Origin of the sequence: Collinsella sp. AF37-9 (genome assembly GCF_003475115.1) — a bacterium.
In the GTDB taxonomy this organism is placed as follows: Bacteria; Actinomycetota; Coriobacteriia; order Coriobacteriales; family Coriobacteriaceae; genus Collinsella.
Map to the genome: position 1 here is coordinate 48,570 of NZ_QROQ01000010.1, position 17,528 is coordinate 66,097.

A 17,528-nucleotide genomic window follows, 5' to 3' on the forward strand; every position below is an offset into this window, starting at 1 on the left:
AACAGCCGATCGTCAAAACCACCACAAAGGTGCCTGTCCCTTTGTGGTGGTTCGAAAGCATGACGTGAGCGACATCTAGGTTTTTTGAAGCACATACGACACGTACGCTAACTCCCTTCAACAAGGAGGACCCTATGCTGATGCTCAAAACCGCCACGGTACTCGAAGCCATCTCCAAGCGCCGCCGCACGGCGCGCCCCGCCGCTCATACCGGCATGTCCAAGAACACCATATTCGCCGCCACCCATAGCGCCGAGGATGCCCTCGTGCTGCTCGACGCCACAGCCGACGGCCTCACCGCCGAGCAGGCAACCGAGCGCCTGGACGCCTCCGGCCCCAACACCATCGAGGCGCCGACCAAGACACTCGCCCGCCGTATCGCCGACGCCTTTGTCGACCCCTTCGCCGGCATCCTCGCCGCTCTCGCGCTGGTCTCGCTCTACATCGACGTGCTCGCCGTGCCCGAACCGCAGCGCGACCCCTCCACGGTCATCGTCATCGGCATCATGTTGCTGGTATCGGGCGGTATGAAGTTTATCCAAGAAGCCCGCAGCGGCAATGCGACCGAGGCCCTCAAGGACCTGGTCTCCAACACTTGCACCGCTCTGCGCGACGGTGAGCGCGTCGAGATCCCCTTCGACGAGCTCGTCCCCGGTGATGTGATCCGCCTCTCTGCCGGCGACATGGTGCCGGCCGATGCCCGCATCATCACCGCGCGCGACCTGTTTGTGATCGAGTCCGCACTCACCGGCGAGAGTGAGGCTGTCGAGAAGACCGCTGCCATCACCGTCGTCGAGGGCGCCGACGACTCCGCACTGCCGCTCTCTGCCTGCAAAAACATCGTCTTTACCGGCACCTCCGTGCAAAACGGCACCGCTATGGCACTTGTCGTAGCCACCGGCTCGGACACTTACCTGGGCGGCATCGCCAAGATGCTCAACGGGCGCGGCGAGAAGAGCGCGTTTGACCGCGGCGTCTCGAGCGTCTCCATGTTGCTCGTACGCCTCATGCTCGTTATGGCGCCGGCCGTCTTTGCCATCAACGCCGCCACCAAGGGCAACGTCATCGATGCGCTGTTGTTCGCCACGAGCGTGGCCGTGGGCATCACGCCGCAGATGCTTCCCGTCATCGTGACCACGAGCCTGTCGCAGGGCGCCAAGGACCTCGCCCGTCGCCAGGTTATCGTCAAGGAGCTGCCAGCAATCCAAAACCTGGGCGCGATGGACGTCCTGTGCTGCGACAAGACCGGCACCCTCACCGAAGACCGCATCGTGCTCGAGCGCTACCTCAACACCGACGGCAACGAAGACGCACGCGTGCTGCGCCATGCGTTTTTGAACAGCTTCTTCCAGACCGGCCTCAAGAACCTTATCGACCTGGCCGTCATCGACCGCGCCGATGTGACGCCCTCGGCCGCAGCACCCGATTCCATGCTGGGCCAGAGCCTGCGCGACCGCTATACCAAGGTCGACGAGGTGCCCTTCGATTTCTCGCGCCGTCGCCTGAGCGTAGTTGTCGCCGATGCCCAAGGCAAAACCCAGATGGTCACCAAGGGAGCTGCCGAGGAAATGCTCGAGATCTGCTCCTTTGTCGAGGTCGATGGTGCCGCCCAGCCGCTCACCGAAGATAAGCTCACCCAGATTCGAAAGCAGGTAGCCGGGCTCAACGCCGAGGCCTGCGCGTGATTGCTGTGGCGCAGAAGACCGACCCGCGCTGCGTGGGCGAGTTTGGCATCGCCGACGAGTGCGACATGGTGCTGATGGGCTTTTTGGCCTTCCTCGATCCGCCCAAAGCAAGTGCCGCGGGCGCCGTCGCCACCCTCGAGGCCAAGGGCGTCGCCGTTAAGGTCCTGACCGGCGACAATGACCGTGTCGCCGCCACCGTCTGCGAGCAGATCGGCATCGACGCGAGCAACGTCTTGCTCGGCTCCGAGATCGATGCGCTCGATGACGCCGAACTTGCCGAGCGCGCCGAGAACACCCACCTCTTCGCCAAGCTCTCGCCTCTGCAGAAGGCGCGCCTGGTGCGCGTCATGCGCGAGCTGCTCGGTCACACCGTGGGCTTTATGGGTGACGGCATCAACGACGCCGCCGCCATGCGCGCGAGCGACTGCGGCATCTCGGTCGACTCCGCCGTCGACATCGCCAAGGAATCCGCCGATATCATCTTGCTCCAGAAGGACCTGGGCGTGCTCGAGCGCGGCATCATCGAAGGCCGCCGCACCTACGGCAACCTACTCAAGTACCTCAAGACCACGGTGAGCTCCAACTTTGGCAACGTGCTATCCGTGACCGTCGCGAGCCTGTTCTTGCCGTTCTTGCCCATGAGCGCTCTGCAGCTGGTGCTGCTGTCGCTGGTCTACGAGATCGTGTGCATCGCGCTGCCGTGGGACACCGTCGACGACGCCTGGACCGTCCGTCCGCGCGCCTGGGACGCCGCGTCCATTCAGGGCTTTATGCTCGAGCTGGGCCCCGCGAGCTCGCTGTTTGACATCGTGACCTTCGCCGCGCTCTTCTTTGTGGTGTGCCCCGCCACCGTGGGCGCGAGCTGGGCAAAGCTTGCCGCCGCGGGCAACGTCGCGGGCATGACGACCTTCGCCGCAATCTTCCAGAGCGGCTGGTTTGTCGAGTCCATGTGGTCGCAGACGCTCGTAATCCACATGCTGCGCTCCCCGCGCCTACCGAGCCTGCGCGACCACGCCGCGCCCGCGCTGTGCCTCCTCACCGTGCTGGGCCTGGTGCTCGTCACTTGGCTGCCGGCAAGCCCCATCGCCGATGCGCTGGGTCTCATGCCGCTGCCGCCAATCTTCTTCGCGCTGCTCATCGGCATTGTCGCCGCCTACATCGCGCTCACCCAACTGGCCAAGCGCCGCTACATCGCCCGCCACGGCGAGCTGCTGTAACTTCACCGGCACCCTCGTCAAGGATGTTTGGGCCGCCGCGACCCGCCCCCGCTGGCCGCGGCGGCCCAAAACAGCTAAAAACGCCCCTCACCCCCGCTTTAATTTCTTTTGCAAGTTTTAACTTCTTTTGCTTTCTTTCACTTCTTTTAACAAGGCGCCCGGCGGGCATAAGTTGCTCGCCGGGGGTGTCGGTTCGACGAAGAGGCCTCAGCCGTAGCAACGGATTGCCCAGCGAGAGATTTCCCAAGTGCCAACTCAAACAGTACATGTTTAATCTGTTTCGTTAATTGAAATGCGTAAATATGGTTAACCAAAGAATTGATATTTGGTTAAATAGTAACTGTATATTTGGTTAAATGTACTGGTAAACAATGGTGATAATTATGCCAAAGAAGTACTACACTAGAATTATCGAAAATGAGCTTGACCAGCTGCTGGGTATATTCGGCGCCGTTCTCATCGAAGGACCGAAATGGTGCGGAAAGACGACCACGGCCGAGACCCGTGCGGCGTCCAGGCTCCTTCTCATGGACCCGTCCCGCAACTTCGAGAATCGCTTGCGTGCCGAGACTGACCCGGCTCTTGCCGTTTCCGGCGAGGTGCCGCGGCTGATTGACGAGTGGCAGGAGGTTCCGAAACTTTGGGACGCGGCACGGTTTGAGTGCGACAACCGCAGCGGCGAGCCTGGTCAGTTCATATTTACGGGGTCAGCGACACCGCGAGACGACGAACGTCCAATGCACAGTGGCGCTGGAAGGTTCGCTAAATTGCGCATGGATACCATGACGCTTTTCGAGCTTGGGAAATCCAGCGGCGCGGTTAAGCTGTCGGGCATTATTTCTGGCGAAAAGTTCAATGGCGCTTTCGGATCGCTGGATTCCGCCTCGATTGCCGAGTACGTTGTCCGTGGCGGATGGCCCGCGGCGGTCGGTCGCGATGCGCTGGCTGCGTCGGCGATGGCGAAACGTTACATCGGCATAGTCGCCGAAGAAGATTTGTCTCGTGTCGACGGCTCTCGCCGCGACCCTGAAAAGGTCAAAGCTGTCATCGAATCGCTTGCGCGCAATGAATCCACTTTGGCGACACTCAAGACGCTCGTAGCCGATCTTGGTGGAGAAGTATCGAGACAAACGGCGGCATCATATATATCCCTTCTCGCTCGGGTTAGTTTCGTTCGCGATATTCCCGCATGGAACCCCGCAATGAGATCTCCCGTGCACTTAAGAGAATCGAAGAAGCATCATCTCGCTGATCCGTCACTGGCGGCCGCTGCGCTCGGAGCGACTCCGGCGACATTGCTGCTAGATTTCAAGACGCTTGGGCTGCTTTTTGAATCGTTGGCCCTTCATGATTTGTGGGTTTATGCGCAGGCAAATGGAATGGGCCTCTATCACTATCACGATTCTCGCGATCTAGAAGTCGATGCAGTCATTGCGGCTCCCGGTGGAACGTGGATCCCGGTCGAAATCAAGCTCAGCTCCGCCCAAATCGAAGAGGCGTCTGACAGCCTTATTGCTGTCGAGAAGCGTATGGTTGCCGCCGGAAACAACCCGCCAGTTTCGAAAGTCGTAATCATTGGATTTGGTTCACAAGCCTATGTCACTGACCGCGGCGTCCAAGTTGTTCCGCTGGATGTGCTCGCGCCGTAGTGCAATTGCAAGTTTTTACTTCTTTTAACAAGGCACCCGACGGGCATAGGCTGCTCGCCGGGCGCCTTGGTTAGGATGCTATTGCTGTTGAGAACGCCTAGGCCAAATCTTCGCCGTTGGTGGCGATAACCTTCTTGTACCAGTGAAAGCTCTTCTTTTTGGAACGCTTGAGGGTGCCGTTGCCGGCGTCGTCGCGGTCCACATAGATAAAGCCGTAGCGCTTGGACATCTCGCCCGTGCCGGCAGACACCAGGTCGATCGGGCCCCAGGTGGTGTAGCCCAGCAGGTCAACGCCGTCCTCGGTCACCGCATCGCGCATCGCGGCGATATGCTGGCGCAGGTAGTCGATACGGTAGTCGTCGTTGATGGAGCCATCCTCCTCGACAACGTCCTTGGCGCCCAGACCGTTCTCGACCACAAACAGCGGCTTCTGATAACGGTCGTACAGGTCGTTGAGGGTGATGCGGAAGCCCAGCGGATCGATGGCCCAGCCCCACTGGCTCTCCTGCAGGTAGGGGTTCTTGGCGCCGGCGAAGGCGTTGCCCTGGGTGCGCTCGACGTCGGGGTTATCGGCACCGGCGGAGCAACGGGTGCTGTAATAGCTAAAGCTGATGAAGTCGACGGTGTTGGCGGCCAGGATCTCGCGGTCCTCATCCGTCATGCCCACATCGATGCCCAAACGCTCGAGCTTCTTGACGGCATAGGCCGGGTAGTAGCCGCGGCTCTGAACGTCGACGAAGAAATAGTTGCTCTGGTTGTCAATCTGCGCTTGGCGCACATCGCCCGGACGGCAGCTGTAGGGGTAGTAGCTACCTGCGGCAAGCATGCAACCGATCTTGACCTCAGGGTCGATCTCGTGAGCGATCTTGGTTGCCCAAGCGCTGGCGACGAGCTCGTTGTGGGCGGCCAGGTACTCGACGGCCTCCTTGTTCTCGCCCTCCTCAAAGACCAGACCGGCACCCATAAACGGCAGGTGCAAGATCATATTGATCTCGTTGAAGGTGAGCCAGTACTTCACCAGACCCTTGTAGCGGGTAAAGATCGTGGTCGCGAGGTTCTTGTAGAAGTCGATGAGCTTGCGGTTGCGCCAGCCGCCGTACTCCTTGATGAGGTGGATCGGGCAGTCGAAGTGCGTGATGGTCACGAGCGGCTCGATGCCGTGCGCCTGACACTCGCGGAACACATCCTCGTAGAAAGCCAGGCCGGCCTCGTTGGGCTCGGTCTCGTCACCGTTGGGGAAGATGCGGGTCCAAGCCAGGCTCATGCGGAAGGTCTTAAAGCCCATCTCGGCAAAGAGGGCGATGTCCTCCTTGTAGTGGTGATAGAAATCGATGCCGGTCTGCGCGGGGTAGTAATAGCCGTCCTCGAAGTCGAGCATCTTGCGCTGGCCGGAGACCACCGCATAGCGCTCGGGGCCGTGCGGTGCCACGTCCACGTTGGCCAGGCCGCGGCCATCCACGTCGTAAGCGCCCTCGCACTGGTTGGCAGCCGTCGCGCCGCCCCACAGGAAGTCTTTACGGAAAGCCATGCATCAATCCTTTCACACGCTGTTTGTCGTAGCTTCAGTATCCCCGCAAACAGCGCGCCGCTCAACGACAGCAACGCAGGTCGACACTTCTTTTCGCGCGCGGGCGTCCGGCAGCCGCCCCTGCCTGACACTTTCTGATACCGCCGCCCCAAACCACCACAAAGGGGACAGGCACCTTTGTGGTGGTTTGGGGCGGTTTGTCTTGATCTGTAACAGGTAGAGACGATTTAGCCCGCCAGGTGTTACAGATTAAAACAAAAGCCCCTAGTCCACGGTGATGTCGAGGTTCTTGCCGACGAGGCCCACGTAGCCGCCTTCGGCTGCCTTGGGGCTATCGGCGTGGCAGAGGACCCACTTGTCAGCCTTCCAGTAGCAGTAGCTGTCACCGGCGGCAGGCATGTCGGCTGCAGCCTCGGGGCGCGGGCCATTGGTGCCCGCCGGCAGCGCCACCATCACCTGGAAGCCGCCGTCGTCGACCATGCAGGGCGTGTAGTGGAGCGTGGTGGCGTAAACCTCGACGAGCGTGCCGGCGGGCGCGCGAAAGGCCTTGACCTGAGCGGTGTCGAGCTTGCCGTCGACAATTTGCTCGCGCTTGGCCAGCAGCAGAATAAAGTCGCGCGCACCCAAATTAAACTCACTGGCACGGTGATACTCCAGACAGTTGAGGCGCGTGTTGTGGCCGTTGCACCAGCCCGGCTGGAACGGACGGCCGCCGTACATGAGCAGGCCGAGCGTGTCGACACCCTCAACCTGCTCGAGCTCGGGTGCGGAGGCCACGTACTTGGTGCCCTCGGGAATGGGAGTAGCCGCAAGCGCCTCGACAAGCGGGGCGGTCAGGTTGGACGGCACGTCGTCCCACACGCGACCATAGGATTTGAACTCGGGATCTGATACAGAGTAGATATGCATGTTCGCTCCTGTTCGTTTATGTGACAGTATGAACATTCTAGAACATCATTCATCCACGACCACGATCAATACCGAAAACATTGCATGACGAAATCACCCGCTCAAAAAGCGACATGCAGCTTCCTAGTCGAGATAATCTTTAAGAAACTCAATAACGCTCATACACCAGTAGTCGGTCTCCGGCGCATGGGGCTTCATCAATGCGTGCCCCCCTTCTGAATACATGACTCCCTCATGGTGTACTCCAGCTGCATCCAGAGCATCGACCATCTTTTCATAATTGTCGGGCGATACAATATCATCGTCAGCGCATTGCCAAAGATATGTCGGAGGATACTGCTCCCACACATGCTGATTAATACAGAAATCATCGAGCGAGTCGCGACCAGCCCCGCCGCACACCGAATCAAGAAATCTATTGTCTGATGCGTTCTCAAAGCCACGAAGATCAATCGGTGCATAACACAGGACCAAGGCTTTGGGTGCCTCGCATCCGTAGGACGCAAATCCCTTGTTGTCCGTCCCCCACTCGGCAGTTAAATGCGCACCAGCAGAAAAGCCGATAACTGCATAACTTTTTGCGACATTAAATTTCGCTGAATTCTCGAAGACAAAACGGACAGCTCGATTTAAATCGTCGATTGGACGCGGCATCAAAGGCTCGACCCTCACCCTGTATGACAGCACGAACACGTTATAGCCCGCATCGTTGAGCTCGGGGGCAACGGGAAAGCCTTCCATTTGATGACAAACGCTCTGATAACCTCCGCCCGAAACCGCAATGATAAAGGGAGCCCCGGGTCTCCCGGGAAAGAAGAACAGTTTCGTGTTGCGTCGAGTCGGATCACGGATGCAGTCGGCTTCATCCCATATATCGTAGGCAACTTGCCTCCCGTCATCCACGAGCTCGACAATCCGATTCAATCCACGCAAAACGCGAGTAGTTTCATATGGATTAGCATCAGAATTCATATGAGACACGATGGGTTTATTCCACATGCGCTCCCAAGTTGAAGGCCGGCAAAGCATAAGGTGCTCGCCAAAGCCAGCGAACTCAGGAAGGAGCGCGATTTCGCCAAACGTCATATCGGCTGTAATTGTCATAGCTAGTCACTCCAAAAATGAGGGTGGGCTCGCGTGAATCAACGGCAAGCCCACCACATGCAATCTGCCGCGGGGTTTTCGGCAGCTTACATCCCAAATAATTGTCTACTCCACTACTGCCTCTTCATCAGGGCGATACAGGATGTAAACGAGAACGAAGTTAAGAATTAAACCGACGACATTGCAAAGAATTGCGCCGATGAGGCTGCTCATATCACCAGAAGGATCCATATAACCGGGGAAGCTAAAAATGCCGCTCGACGTCATAACGAACGTACAGGTGTTGAAAATCGCCGGGATAACAGCACTGATTGCTCCGGCGACCATGGAAGCGATAATGATCTTCTTGTGCTCCAAGATGATGCCGTACAGCGCCGGTTCCGTAATCCCGAAAAAGCCCGTAATGGCACAGCTGAACCCAAGACTCTTTTCACTCGGGTCCTTCGAGCGGAGGGCAAACGCCAAACAAGCGCCGACAACACCCATGCTGCAGCAGAGAAGTCCAAGGATAGGATCGGAGCCGACGGTCATAATATTGTTGATGGAAAGCACGATCAGGGCCCAATGGAGTCCAAGGGGGATCATAACGAGACCGAATATCGGCCCGAGAATAACGCCGCAAAGGACGGGGCTGAACTGATAGACCGCCAGCACTGCAGTCGCAAGCAAAGAGCTCGCCTGCTGAATAACGGGGCCAATCACAAGGAGCGAGACGGGGGCGGCAACAGCAACCGTCAGGAACGGGACGAGCGCAAATGCCACAACATCGGGAAGAACCGCCCGCAGCCACTTATTAAGAACGGATGCGAACCAAGCCGCCACGATAGCAGGAAACACCGTGGAGGAATAGCTCACCATTGTGAACTTCATGCCGAGCAAATCCAGCGCATCGCCCGCTCCGGCCGCAGCAACGAAAGTCGGATAAATCAGGATTGCACCGAGTACCGCACCGATATATCGATCGGTTCCAAAGAACTGAGCAGCAGATGATCCGACAAGAACGGGCAGAAAATACATGCAGGCATTTCCCATGCCGTACAGCAGAGTGTATATTCCGCTCTCGGCGGAAACAGCACCCGCCGTCGTCAGAATACTAAGGACGGCGTTTATCATTCCGCATGCGATCAAGGCAGGAAGAACGGGCATCATGATGCCGCTGATGAGCTTCATTAGCTTTCCCAGAAAGCCCTTAGTCTCTCCTTCGCTTGCCTCGGAATCTCCGGCATCAATCCCGGTTTCCTTGGCAACGATTTCATAGACCTTATCGACCTTAGGTCCCACAATCACCTGATATTGCCCCGCGGAATGGCGAATGTCGATCACGCCATCAATCGCCTTGACTTTTGCATCGTCTACGATGCTTTCGTCCTTAAGGTTGAACCTTAAACGAGTCATGCAGTGAGCTACAAATGTAACGTTGTCTGCGCCGCCCACCATCTCGAGAATCTCGGCAGCGAGCTTGGTTGTATCTGCCATAAATACCATTTCTCCCATGTTGAGTTTTATATGTAACCATCAGCAAAGCGCGCGCCTTTGCCAACTAATTACCTTGTTTTCGATGCAATTCGATTGATGTGCATCATGAGGTAGAGTCTTTCTTCGTCTATAAGTTCCCGCCCCGTCAGTCGGCTGAGAACAGAAGCAATATCATCGGCGCACATTGATGCCACCGGATATTCTTTTTTGAGCGAGAGGTACATCTTGCGGTTGTCGCTCACGATGCTTTCGCCAGAGTTCAACCTATTGAATAAGTACTGAAGATGGGTTGCGAACCTTGCGTAATCGAAACCTTCCCGATCAACTTGAATGCCAAGCCGATTTTCAACAGCAACGGTTGACTCCTCCAGAACACGATCGTAGATATCCGCGCTAAACTCTTTAACTACTTCGCATGAGTCCGAATCGGCCATGTTATTGATAAACGCCATGGCAATTCCAACTGCCTCATGAGCTGGAAGCCTAACGTTAAGACGTTTCCTGATTATCTTAAGTGCATACTCGCCGATTCTAAATTCGACGGGATATTGTTGGCGGACATCAAACGATAAAGGCATGCGGACAACGATATTTTGCTCTTTGCGCTTAACCGCATACGCGATATGGTCCGCAAGGATAAACGGCAAATTAGGGCTCACCTCATAAGACAGCAAACCTGTCGACATATCAATAACATCCGAGGTAAGCTCGAGAAGCTCGTCGGGGACCTCGTCAACGAGAGCGATGTAGCGAGAGCTAACGTTATAAAACGTTCGTTGAATCTCCGAAAGAGGGACCTCGTCTCCGACATTCTTAAACCCCAGACCACGGCCGAATGCAACCAACTGTCTGCCATTTCCATCGACGCAGAGGACAGCGCTGGTATTAATTCGTTTAACAATTTCCATGTGTCCCCCCCTAAACAGAACAAGGCTCCCGAAGCAGAATCCGACAATCAATGTCGACAGATGCTGCTTCAGGAGCCTTGCCTGAATATCACTCTGAGGACTAGTTTAAGCGAGCTAGTGCTAATGACCTCGAATAAACACTTCTAAACAGTTAAACGGTCGATATCTCCGTGTGAACGGTTTGGAGGCAGAGGGCGGCCCTATGCCTGCTGATAGTGCAGGTGCTTCTCGTCGATATCGGCCAGGTCGCGGTCGAGATAACGACGCGCAAGCCAGTTGGCCATGGGGAGGTTCTGGTCCAGGTAGTTACCGCACTCCTCGGGAGCGGCACCGGGAACATCGCCCTCAAAGCCCGCGACAAACTCGAACAGCTCGCGCACGAGCGGCAAGATTTCCTCGCTCGTCAGCTCACCAAAAACAACCAGGTAAAAGCCCGTGCGGCAGCCCATGGGCCCAAAGTAGACGATACGGCTCGACCACTCGGCATGGTTGCGAAGGAAGGTGGCGCCCAGATGCTCAATGGTGTGGCACTCGGCCGTGTTCATGACTGGCTCCTTGTTGGGCGTGGTCAGGCGCAGGTCAAAGGTGGTGACGGCGGCGCCGGTCGCCGGATCGCGGTCGATGCGGCTCACATACACGCCGGGCTCAAGCAGCAGATGGTCAACGGAAAAACTTGCAATGCGCTCCATGGCAGCTCCTCTCGGTAGTCAATTTGGGACGGGGCTCTTTTAGCTGGTTCGAATGGTCGCACCAATCATACCAGTCAAAAAAGCCCCGTCCCAAATGAGCTGCCCGGGACGGGGATCAATGAGTTTTTAATCCCCGTCTCAGAATAATCATGCTAGGCGGTGTACGCGATTGTAGATTTCACGGCATGGCGCCAGCCGGCGATCTTTTTGGCGCGCTCGTCGGCGGACATGGTGGACTCCACGATGCCGCGGGCGCCGTAGACGTCGACGACGTCGCGCGTGTACATGCCCAGCGCAATGCCGCAGGCCCAGGCCGCGCCCAGACCGCTCATCTCGTCGTTGCTCGCGATGCGAATGGGCGAGCCAACCAAGTCGCTCTCAAACTGCATCAGGTACGCGTCGCGCGTGGGACCGCCGTCAACACGAAGCTCGGCCAACGCCGCGCCCGAATCCTCGACCATCGCATCAATCACGTCGAAGATCTGATAGGCGATCGACTCGTCAGCGGCCTTTACGAACTCCGCACGGCCCGTGGTGCGCGTCATGCCAAAGACGCAGCCCTCGGCATCGCTCGCCCAGTGCGGCGCGCCCAGGCCAGTGAACGCCGGCACAAAGTAGACGCGGCTCGCCGGATTGGCGGCGTAACACAGGTCGGTGACTTCCTCGGGATTGTTGATGAGCTCAAGATCGTCGCGCAGCCACGTCTTGACGGCGCCGGCGTAGCTCACGTTGCCCTCGAGCACGTACTCGGTCACGCCGTCCATACGCCATGCGAGCGAGCTCGAAAGCCCATGCGAGCTGGCGACGAACTCGTCGCCGACGTTCATCATGACCGAGCTTCCGGTGCCATAGGTCGCCTTGGCCATGCCGCGGCTATGGCAGCCCTGGGCAAACAAGGCGGCATGGCTGTCGCCAAGCACGCCGTGAATGGGCACGGGCGCCGGCAAAAAGCCGCCCAGGTCCGTTGTGCCGAACAGGCCATCGGAATCGGTCACCTGCGGCAGGCAAGCCGAATCGACGCCAAAGGCCTCGCACACCGGCTCGCTCCAGCAGCCACGGCGCAGGTCAAAGAGCTGCGTGCGGCTGGCATTGGACCAGTCGCAGCGAAACTCCGCGCCGCCCGTGAGCGTCCAGACCACCCAGGCATCGATGGTGCCCAGGCACAGCTCGCCCGCCGCAGCGGCCTCGGCAGCCGCGGGAACGTTCGCGAGGATCCAGGCCATCTTGCCCGCCGGGTAGTAGGGCGAGAGCACCAGACCCGTCGTGTCGCGCACCAGCTCGGCCACGCCTTCGCGCGCAGCAAGCTCGTCGCACAGCTCGCGGGCGCGGGCGCACTGCCACACCACGGCGTCGCACAGCGGCTCGCCCGTCGTGCGCTTCCAGGCAACGGTAGTCTCGCGCTGGTTGGAGATGCCGATGCCGGCGACGTCGGCCGGATCGACCCCGGTCTCCTCCACCACGGCGCGCGCCACGGCCAGCACGTTAGCGGCGATCTCGGCTGGATCATGGCTCACCCAGCCGGCCTCGTTGACAATCTGGCGATGCGGGCGATCGGCACGATGAATCAAATGGCCGCCCTCGTCCACCAGCAGCGCCTTGGTGCCCTGCGTGGATTGATCGATTCCGATGATGTAGCGGCCCATGGCCACCCCTTTCAAAACGAATGTGACAAAGGGGCGGTCCCTTTGTCACATTCCAGTTACTCTGCGGGCAAGAACTCGGCGACGGTCTGCGCGATTCCGGCACCCGTCAGGCCGTAGTGCGCAAAGACCTCGAGGCTCGTGCCGGTGATGACCGGCGCATCGGGCAGGGAGAGGCACTTGACCGGACACGGGCAATGCTCGCCCACGACCTGCGCGACCATGGAACCCAGGCCGCCGAAGGGGCTGTGCTCCTCGACGGTCACGACGGCGCGCGTGGCACCGGCGGCCTCGATCACAGCCTCAGCATCGAGCGGCTTGACGCAATACATGTCGAGTACCGTTGCCGAGATGCCCTGCTCGGCCAGCAGATCGGCGGCGTCCACGGCATGGCGGACCATCTCGCCGGTGGCGACAATCGTCACATCGGCGCCGCGACGCACCCAAGTGGCGCGATCCATCTGGAACGGGCACTCGTCCTCGGTGTACACGTCCTCCACCGGGTTGCGGCCCACGCGGATGTAGGCCGGCTTGTTGTCGGCGACCAGGGCACGCACGAGCTCGGCGGTCTGGAATCGATCGCTCGGCAGATACACGCGCATGTTGGGAATCGCGCTCATGGCGGCGATATCCTGCGCGGAGTGATGGCTCATGCCTAAGGCGCCGTAGGACACGCCGCCCGAGATGCCGATGAGCTTGACGTTGGTGTTGGAGTACGAAACGTCGACCTTGCACTGCTCATACGAGCGCGTGGTCACAAAGGACGCCGGCGAGGCGGCCCAGGCCTTCTTGCCGCACGAGGCCATACCGGCGGCGATACTCACCAGGTCCTGCTCGGCGATGCCGACCTCAATGGACTGCTGGGGATACTGATCGAAGAACGGCGTGAGCGATGCGGAGCCGCGGGAGTCGGAGCACAGGACGACGATGTCTTTATCGGTTGCGGCGGCCTCGAGCAGCGTGTCGCAGATAGCCTTGCGGTTGGCGATCTTGTTAGCCATTGATAGCCTCCTTATGGGCAGCGAAATCGGCGATGATCTGGGCATATTCCTCATCGTTGGGCAGGTGATGATGCCAGGCGGCCTTGTCCTCCATAACCGGCGAGCCGTAGCCCTTCACCGTGTTGAGGATGATGACCGTGGGCTTACCCTTGGTCTCGGCGGCCAGCGTCAGCGCGGCGTCGATGGCCTGGACGTCGTTGCCCGGAATGGACAGCACGTTCCAACCGAAGGCGGCCCAGCGCTCCTCCTGCGAATCCTGCTTCATGACGTCCTCGGTGCTGCCGCTGATCTGCAGGCGGTTGCGGTCCACGAGCGCGCACAGGTTATCGAGCTGGTAGTTGCCGCCGCTCATGGCGCCCTCCCAGACCGAGCCCTCGGCAAGCTCGCCGTCGCCCATGATGGTGTAGACGCGGTAGTCGCGGCCATCCATCTTGCCGGCAAGCGCCATCCCGACGGCCACGGGCAGGCCATGACCCAGCGAGCCCGAGTTCATCTCGATGCCCTTGAGCTTGTTGTTGGGGTGGCCGATGTAGGGGCTGCCGAACTTAGAGAAGCGGGCCTTGACGTCGTCGAGGTCCAGATAGCCCTCGTGGCAGAGCACCGCGTAGTAGGCCTCCATGGCGTGGCCCTTGGAGAGTACGAAGCGATCGCGGTTGGGATCGTCGACGGTCTCGGGAGAAATGTTGAGGTGGTTGGCATAGAGGGTCATCAGCGCATCGATGACCGACATGTCGCCGCCGATGTGGCCGCCGGCGCCAGCCATGATGATATCGACGCAATCGCGGCGAAGGTCCCAACGCAGGGATTCAAGCTCTTCGATAGTTGCCATTTCTACTCTCCTCGCAGGTAAGCTTTGACGTCTTCTTCGATGGGGTCGTACAGGTCGGGGACAATGCCGATGTACTTGCACGCCTCGTAGAGCACCGGCACCACGTTGGCGTGAATGGCGACGCAGTGGTGGATGTAGGGACCCTCGACGATCTTGGCCTCGAGGCGCTTGAGGTTGTCGACCTCGACCCACAGGTAGGTGCCCATGCCGGCCGGGCCGTCGATGCCGCGGGCGTTACCCAGCAGCAGCGAGTACTCGCCGTTGTCGCCGTCAAAGCGGGCAAGGGTGAGGTCGCCGTGCTTGGCCTCGGCCGTCAGCGCGCCGGGGTGATCGAAAGCCAGCGGGTAAGTGAGCTTGGGCTTGACGGCCGCGCAGCTGCAGGGCCAGGGGCCGCAGTGCTGCAGCAGCTCGCCGTTCTCGTTATCGGGATGACGCACGGTCCAGTCGGCGAACATGCCGCGGTGACGGCCCAGGTCGGCGGCCTCGACCATCAGCGCGGTGATAGCGCCATGGATGTCGGTCTCGCAGACGATGGGGATGCCCATCTCGTTGAGGATTGCGTTGGCGGCGCAGGGCATAATGCCCAACTCGTCCTGCAGGGCGTTCCAGCACTGGATGGCGCCGGCGTTGCAGCCGTACTTCTCGACCAAGCGCTTCATGGCAATGGCGAGTCCTGCGACCGCAGGAACCTTGTCCTCGGGGATGCAGATCTCAAAGCTGTCACCAATGTGGGCGAGCATGGCTGCCATGGCCTGCTCGTCAGCCTGGGCGTCGCGCACGGCCTGGACAAGCTCGGTCATGGGGATGGGCGAAAGCTGGATGTTGAACTTCTCGAGCAGCTCGCCCTCGTTGCACATGGTCGACCAGAAATCGAACGGACGGGTGGCCATCTGCAGGATGCGGGTGTGCTTGAAGGTCTTGACCACGTTGCACACGGCCAAAAAGTCCCAGACGCCGCGCTCGAACTCGGGATCGGTCAGACGGCAGTTGGTCATGTAGGTGAAGGGAACCTGGAAGCGGCGCAGGACCTTGCCGGTGGCGAACAGACCGCACTGGCTATCACGCAGACGGGTGCCGTCGGGCTCGGGGCGCTCGTCGCGCGGCCCCCACAGCAGCACGGGCAAACCGAGCTCGCGGGCAAGGCGGGCGCAGACATACTCGGTACCAAAGTTGGCGTGGCAGAGCATGATGCCGTCGACGCCCTCGGCGCGGAACTTCTCGACGATAGGCGCGATATGGCTGTCGTCGAACAGCAGGCCCTCGTCGTTGATGTCGTCGATATCCACAATCTCGACGCCGATCTCGCGCAGGCGATCAGCCGTCAGACCGCGATACTTGATCGCGTCCGGCGCGCTAAAGATACTGCGGCGCGTGGGCACAAAGCCGAGCTTGATCTTGTCCATGTACGTCCTCCCCTAGTCACATGTTCAGTAAACAGACGCATGTTTCGTTTTGTTCTGTTTACTAAATGTTTTACTCTTTTGTTTAAAAGTTTAGCGCGAAAGTCTCGTAAACGGTAGAGAAATCAGCCTAAACGGTATGTAAACAATCTGAACATACAAGGGCAACAAAAAGAGGGCCCCGAAGGACCCTCTTTTGAATAGCGCTATGTTTACTGCCCTAGCGAGCTTTGGCACGCTGCAGACGATGCCGTCTCCGCCTAGATTTCGCGCACGCTCTGGCGCTCGACAAAATAGGTCGACACAGCCGTTTTGCAGGTGTAGCTCTTGGGATTGCGGATGTTGCCCACCAGGCGGCGCACCGCGATCTCACCCACCTCGTGCTTGGGAACATGCACCGTGGTGAGCGGCGGGTTGGAAAAAGCGCCCAGAGATAGGTCGTCAAAGCCGATGATCGAGACATCCTCGGGCACGCGAATGCCGTGCTCGTTGAACGCGCGCATGGCACCCACGGCGAGCACGTCGTTCTCGGCAAAGAAAGCCGTCGGCAGGTCGTCGTGCGAGGCATTGTCGAGCCACGCGCCCATGTCGCGATAAGCGCCCTCGAGCGTGGTGCCCAGCGTGACGCGCCATGCCGGATTGGCCTCGAGGTCCGCATCCTCAAGCGCTTGGCGATAGCCGCGCTCGCGGTCCTTAAAGTTGCGGATACGAAGGTCGCCCGCCAGATAGCCGATTTGCTTGTGACCTTTCTCGATAAGGTAGTCCACGGCACGCAGCACCGAATCGGTATTGGCAATGACCACGGCATCGAAGTACTGGCGGTCGCTCCAGCCATCGAGCACAATCAGGTGGGCGGCGGCGTTAGCGAACAGGGCGTAGTCCTCCTCGCCCAACTCGGTGCCCATCAGCACGATGGCGGCAGACGGGTCGGCGATCAGGCCCTCGACCTGCGGACGCACGGCGTCTAGGTCGCTAAAGTCGAGCGAGACAAAGCTCGTGCTCATGCCGTGGCGACGCGCCTGGCGCTCCACGCCCTCGATGACCGCGGGGTGGAAGGTGCTCTCGTCCAGGATGGCGCCCGTCTTGCGCGCGAGCACAAACTGGATGCTCTCGAGCTGCGTCGACTGCTGATAGCCGAGCGACTGCGCGCACTCCAGGATGACTTTGGCGGTCTCCTCGCTCACGCTGCGCTTGCGGTTGAGCGCGTTGGACACGGTCGCAGGCGAAAAACCGGTGATGCGGCTGATCTCGCGAACACTTGCTTTGGCCATTGTTCCCCCTAGTAACGGTCGCGGTCGAGCATCGTGGCCTGACCGCCCCGTGACTCGACAACTAAACGACCGCAAATTCAATCTAAACAGAATAGTAAATGTTTAATAGCTAGTTTAGCCTGTTGTCAAGCGAAGCGACGCGACTATTCCCCCAACGGGCGTATTTACTCGGTAGCCTTGATTATCGACTTTATCCGAACACCTCCCACATTCATCCGTACA

Annotated in this window: 14 protein-coding genes; 3 read left to right on the plus strand and 11 right to left on the minus strand. The window is 59.4% G+C overall.

All coding sequences use genetic code 11. The features are described from left to right. Positions 1-134: 134 nt before the first annotated feature. The 3 genes from DW024_RS10255 (at position 135) to DW024_RS04665 (ending at position 4,551) form a co-directional block, all read left to right on the plus strand. Entirely contained in the window at positions 135-1,685 is a 1,551-nt protein-coding gene (locus DW024_RS10255) for an HAD-IC family P-type ATPase (RefSeq protein WP_233541334.1), read from the plus strand. Beyond that, complete coding sequence (locus tag DW024_RS10260) at positions 1,682-2,902, plus strand: HAD-IC family P-type ATPase (protein ID WP_233541335.1); 1,221 nt, start codon at positions 1,682-1,684, stop codon at positions 2,900-2,902. The genes DW024_RS10255 and DW024_RS10260 overlap by 4 nt, the downstream gene beginning before the upstream one ends. 383 nt (positions 2,903-3,285) lie before the next feature. After that, a complete protein-coding gene (locus tag DW024_RS04665; protein ID WP_158549353.1) occupies positions 3,286-4,551 on the plus strand; it encodes an ATP-binding protein in 1,266 nt (421 codons plus the stop codon). 97 nt (positions 4,552-4,648) lie between these two features. Here the strand turns inward: DW024_RS04665 and DW024_RS04670 are convergent, their stop codons facing one another. The 11 genes from DW024_RS04670 to DW024_RS04720 form a co-directional block, all read right to left on the minus strand. Beyond that, positions 4,649-6,079: a 6-phospho-beta-glucosidase gene (locus DW024_RS04670; protein WP_118372873.1), complete on the minus strand. Its 1,431-nt coding sequence runs from the start codon at positions 6,077-6,079 to the stop codon at positions 4,649-4,651. A 264-nt stretch (positions 6,080-6,343) separates the two neighbouring features. Next, complete coding sequence (locus tag DW024_RS04675; protein WP_118377074.1) at positions 6,344-6,988, minus strand: DUF4867 family protein; 645 nt, start codon at positions 6,986-6,988, stop codon at positions 6,344-6,346. 123 nt (positions 6,989-7,111) lie between these two features. Beyond that, on the minus strand, positions 7,112-8,092 hold the full coding sequence (locus DW024_RS04680) for an alpha/beta hydrolase (protein ID WP_117778711.1): 981 nt from the start codon (positions 8,090-8,092) through the stop codon (positions 7,112-7,114). 105 nt (positions 8,093-8,197) lie between these two features. Continuing rightward, complete coding sequence (locus DW024_RS04685) at positions 8,198-9,568, minus strand: PTS transporter subunit EIIC (RefSeq protein WP_158565462.1); 1,371 nt, start codon at positions 9,566-9,568, stop codon at positions 8,198-8,200. Positions 9,569-9,636: 68 nt separating this feature from the next. Continuing rightward, a complete protein-coding gene (locus tag DW024_RS04690) occupies positions 9,637-10,476 on the minus strand; it encodes a PRD domain-containing protein (protein ID WP_117646431.1) in 840 nt (279 codons plus the stop codon). Positions 10,477-10,676: 200 nt separating this feature from the next. Beyond that, complete coding sequence (locus DW024_RS04695; protein ID WP_117583665.1) at positions 10,677-11,165, minus strand: S-ribosylhomocysteine lyase; 489 nt, start codon at positions 11,163-11,165, stop codon at positions 10,677-10,679. A 152-nt stretch (positions 11,166-11,317) separates the two neighbouring features. Beyond that, complete coding sequence (locus tag DW024_RS04700; RefSeq protein ID WP_118377076.1) at positions 11,318-12,808, minus strand: glycerol kinase GlpK; 1,491 nt, start codon at positions 12,806-12,808, stop codon at positions 11,318-11,320. A 56-nt stretch (positions 12,809-12,864) separates the two neighbouring features. After that, on the minus strand, positions 12,865-13,806 hold the full coding sequence (locus DW024_RS04705; protein ID WP_118377077.1) for a transketolase family protein: 942 nt from the start codon (positions 13,804-13,806) through the stop codon (positions 12,865-12,867). Further along, a complete protein-coding gene (locus DW024_RS04710; RefSeq protein WP_197736868.1) occupies positions 13,799-14,635 on the minus strand; it encodes a transketolase in 837 nt (278 codons plus the stop codon). Before DW024_RS04710 ends, DW024_RS04705 begins: the two co-directional genes overlap by 8 nt. 2 nt (positions 14,636-14,637) lie before the next feature. Then, the gene (locus DW024_RS04715) at positions 14,638-16,038 is read right to left on the minus strand and encodes an L-fucose/L-arabinose isomerase family protein (protein WP_117646434.1); all 1,401 of its coding nucleotides are present in this window, start codon (positions 16,036-16,038) and stop codon (positions 14,638-14,640) included. Positions 16,039-16,295: 257 nt separating this feature from the next. Continuing rightward, positions 16,296-17,306, minus strand: coding sequence for a LacI family DNA-binding transcriptional regulator (locus DW024_RS04720; RefSeq protein ID WP_117839924.1), 1,011 nt, complete (start codon positions 17,304-17,306; stop codon positions 16,296-16,298). Positions 17,307-17,528 lie beyond the last annotated feature (222 nt).

What these genes read in the sequence shown, in the direction of transcription:
- DW024_RS04700 (WP_118377076.1), bottom strand. Translation starts at nt 12,808, where the DNA reads ATGGGCCGCTACATCATCGGAATCGATCAATCCACGCAGGGCACCAAG.
- DW024_RS04710 (WP_197736868.1), bottom strand. Translation starts at nt 14,635, where the DNA reads ATGGCAACTATCGAAGAGCTTGAATCCCTGCGTTGGGACCTTCGCCGC.
- DW024_RS04685 (WP_158565462.1), bottom strand. Translation starts at nt 9,568, where the DNA reads ATGGCAGATACAACCAAGCTCGCTGCCGAGATTCTCGAGATGGTGGGC.
- DW024_RS04680 (WP_117778711.1), bottom strand. Translation starts at nt 8,092, where the DNA reads ATGACAATTACAGCCGATATGACGTTTGGCGAAATCGCGCTCCTTCCT.
- DW024_RS04670 (WP_118372873.1), bottom strand. Translation starts at nt 6,079, where the DNA reads ATGGCTTTCCGTAAAGACTTCCTGTGGGGCGGCGCGACGGCTGCCAAC.
- DW024_RS04665 (WP_158549353.1), top strand. Translation starts at nt 3,286, where the DNA reads ATGCCAAAGAAGTACTACACTAGAATTATCGAAAATGAGCTTGACCAG.
- DW024_RS04675 (WP_118377074.1), bottom strand. Translation starts at nt 6,988, where the DNA reads ATGCATATCTACTCTGTATCAGATCCCGAGTTCAAATCCTATGGTCGC.
- DW024_RS10255 (WP_233541334.1), top strand. Translation starts at nt 135, where the DNA reads ATGCTGATGCTCAAAACCGCCACGGTACTCGAAGCCATCTCCAAGCGC.
- DW024_RS04720 (WP_117839924.1), bottom strand. Translation starts at nt 17,306, where the DNA reads ATGGCCAAAGCAAGTGTTCGCGAGATCAGCCGCATCACCGGTTTTTCG.
- DW024_RS04695 (WP_117583665.1), bottom strand. Translation starts at nt 11,165, where the DNA reads ATGGAGCGCATTGCAAGTTTTTCCGTTGACCATCTGCTGCTTGAGCCC.
- DW024_RS04690 (WP_117646431.1), bottom strand. Translation starts at nt 10,476, where the DNA reads ATGGAAATTGTTAAACGAATTAATACCAGCGCTGTCCTCTGCGTCGAT.
- DW024_RS04715 (WP_117646434.1), bottom strand. Translation starts at nt 16,038, where the DNA reads ATGGACAAGATCAAGCTCGGCTTTGTGCCCACGCGCCGCAGTATCTTT.
- DW024_RS04705 (WP_118377077.1), bottom strand. Translation starts at nt 13,806, where the DNA reads ATGGCTAACAAGATCGCCAACCGCAAGGCTATCTGCGACACGCTGCTC.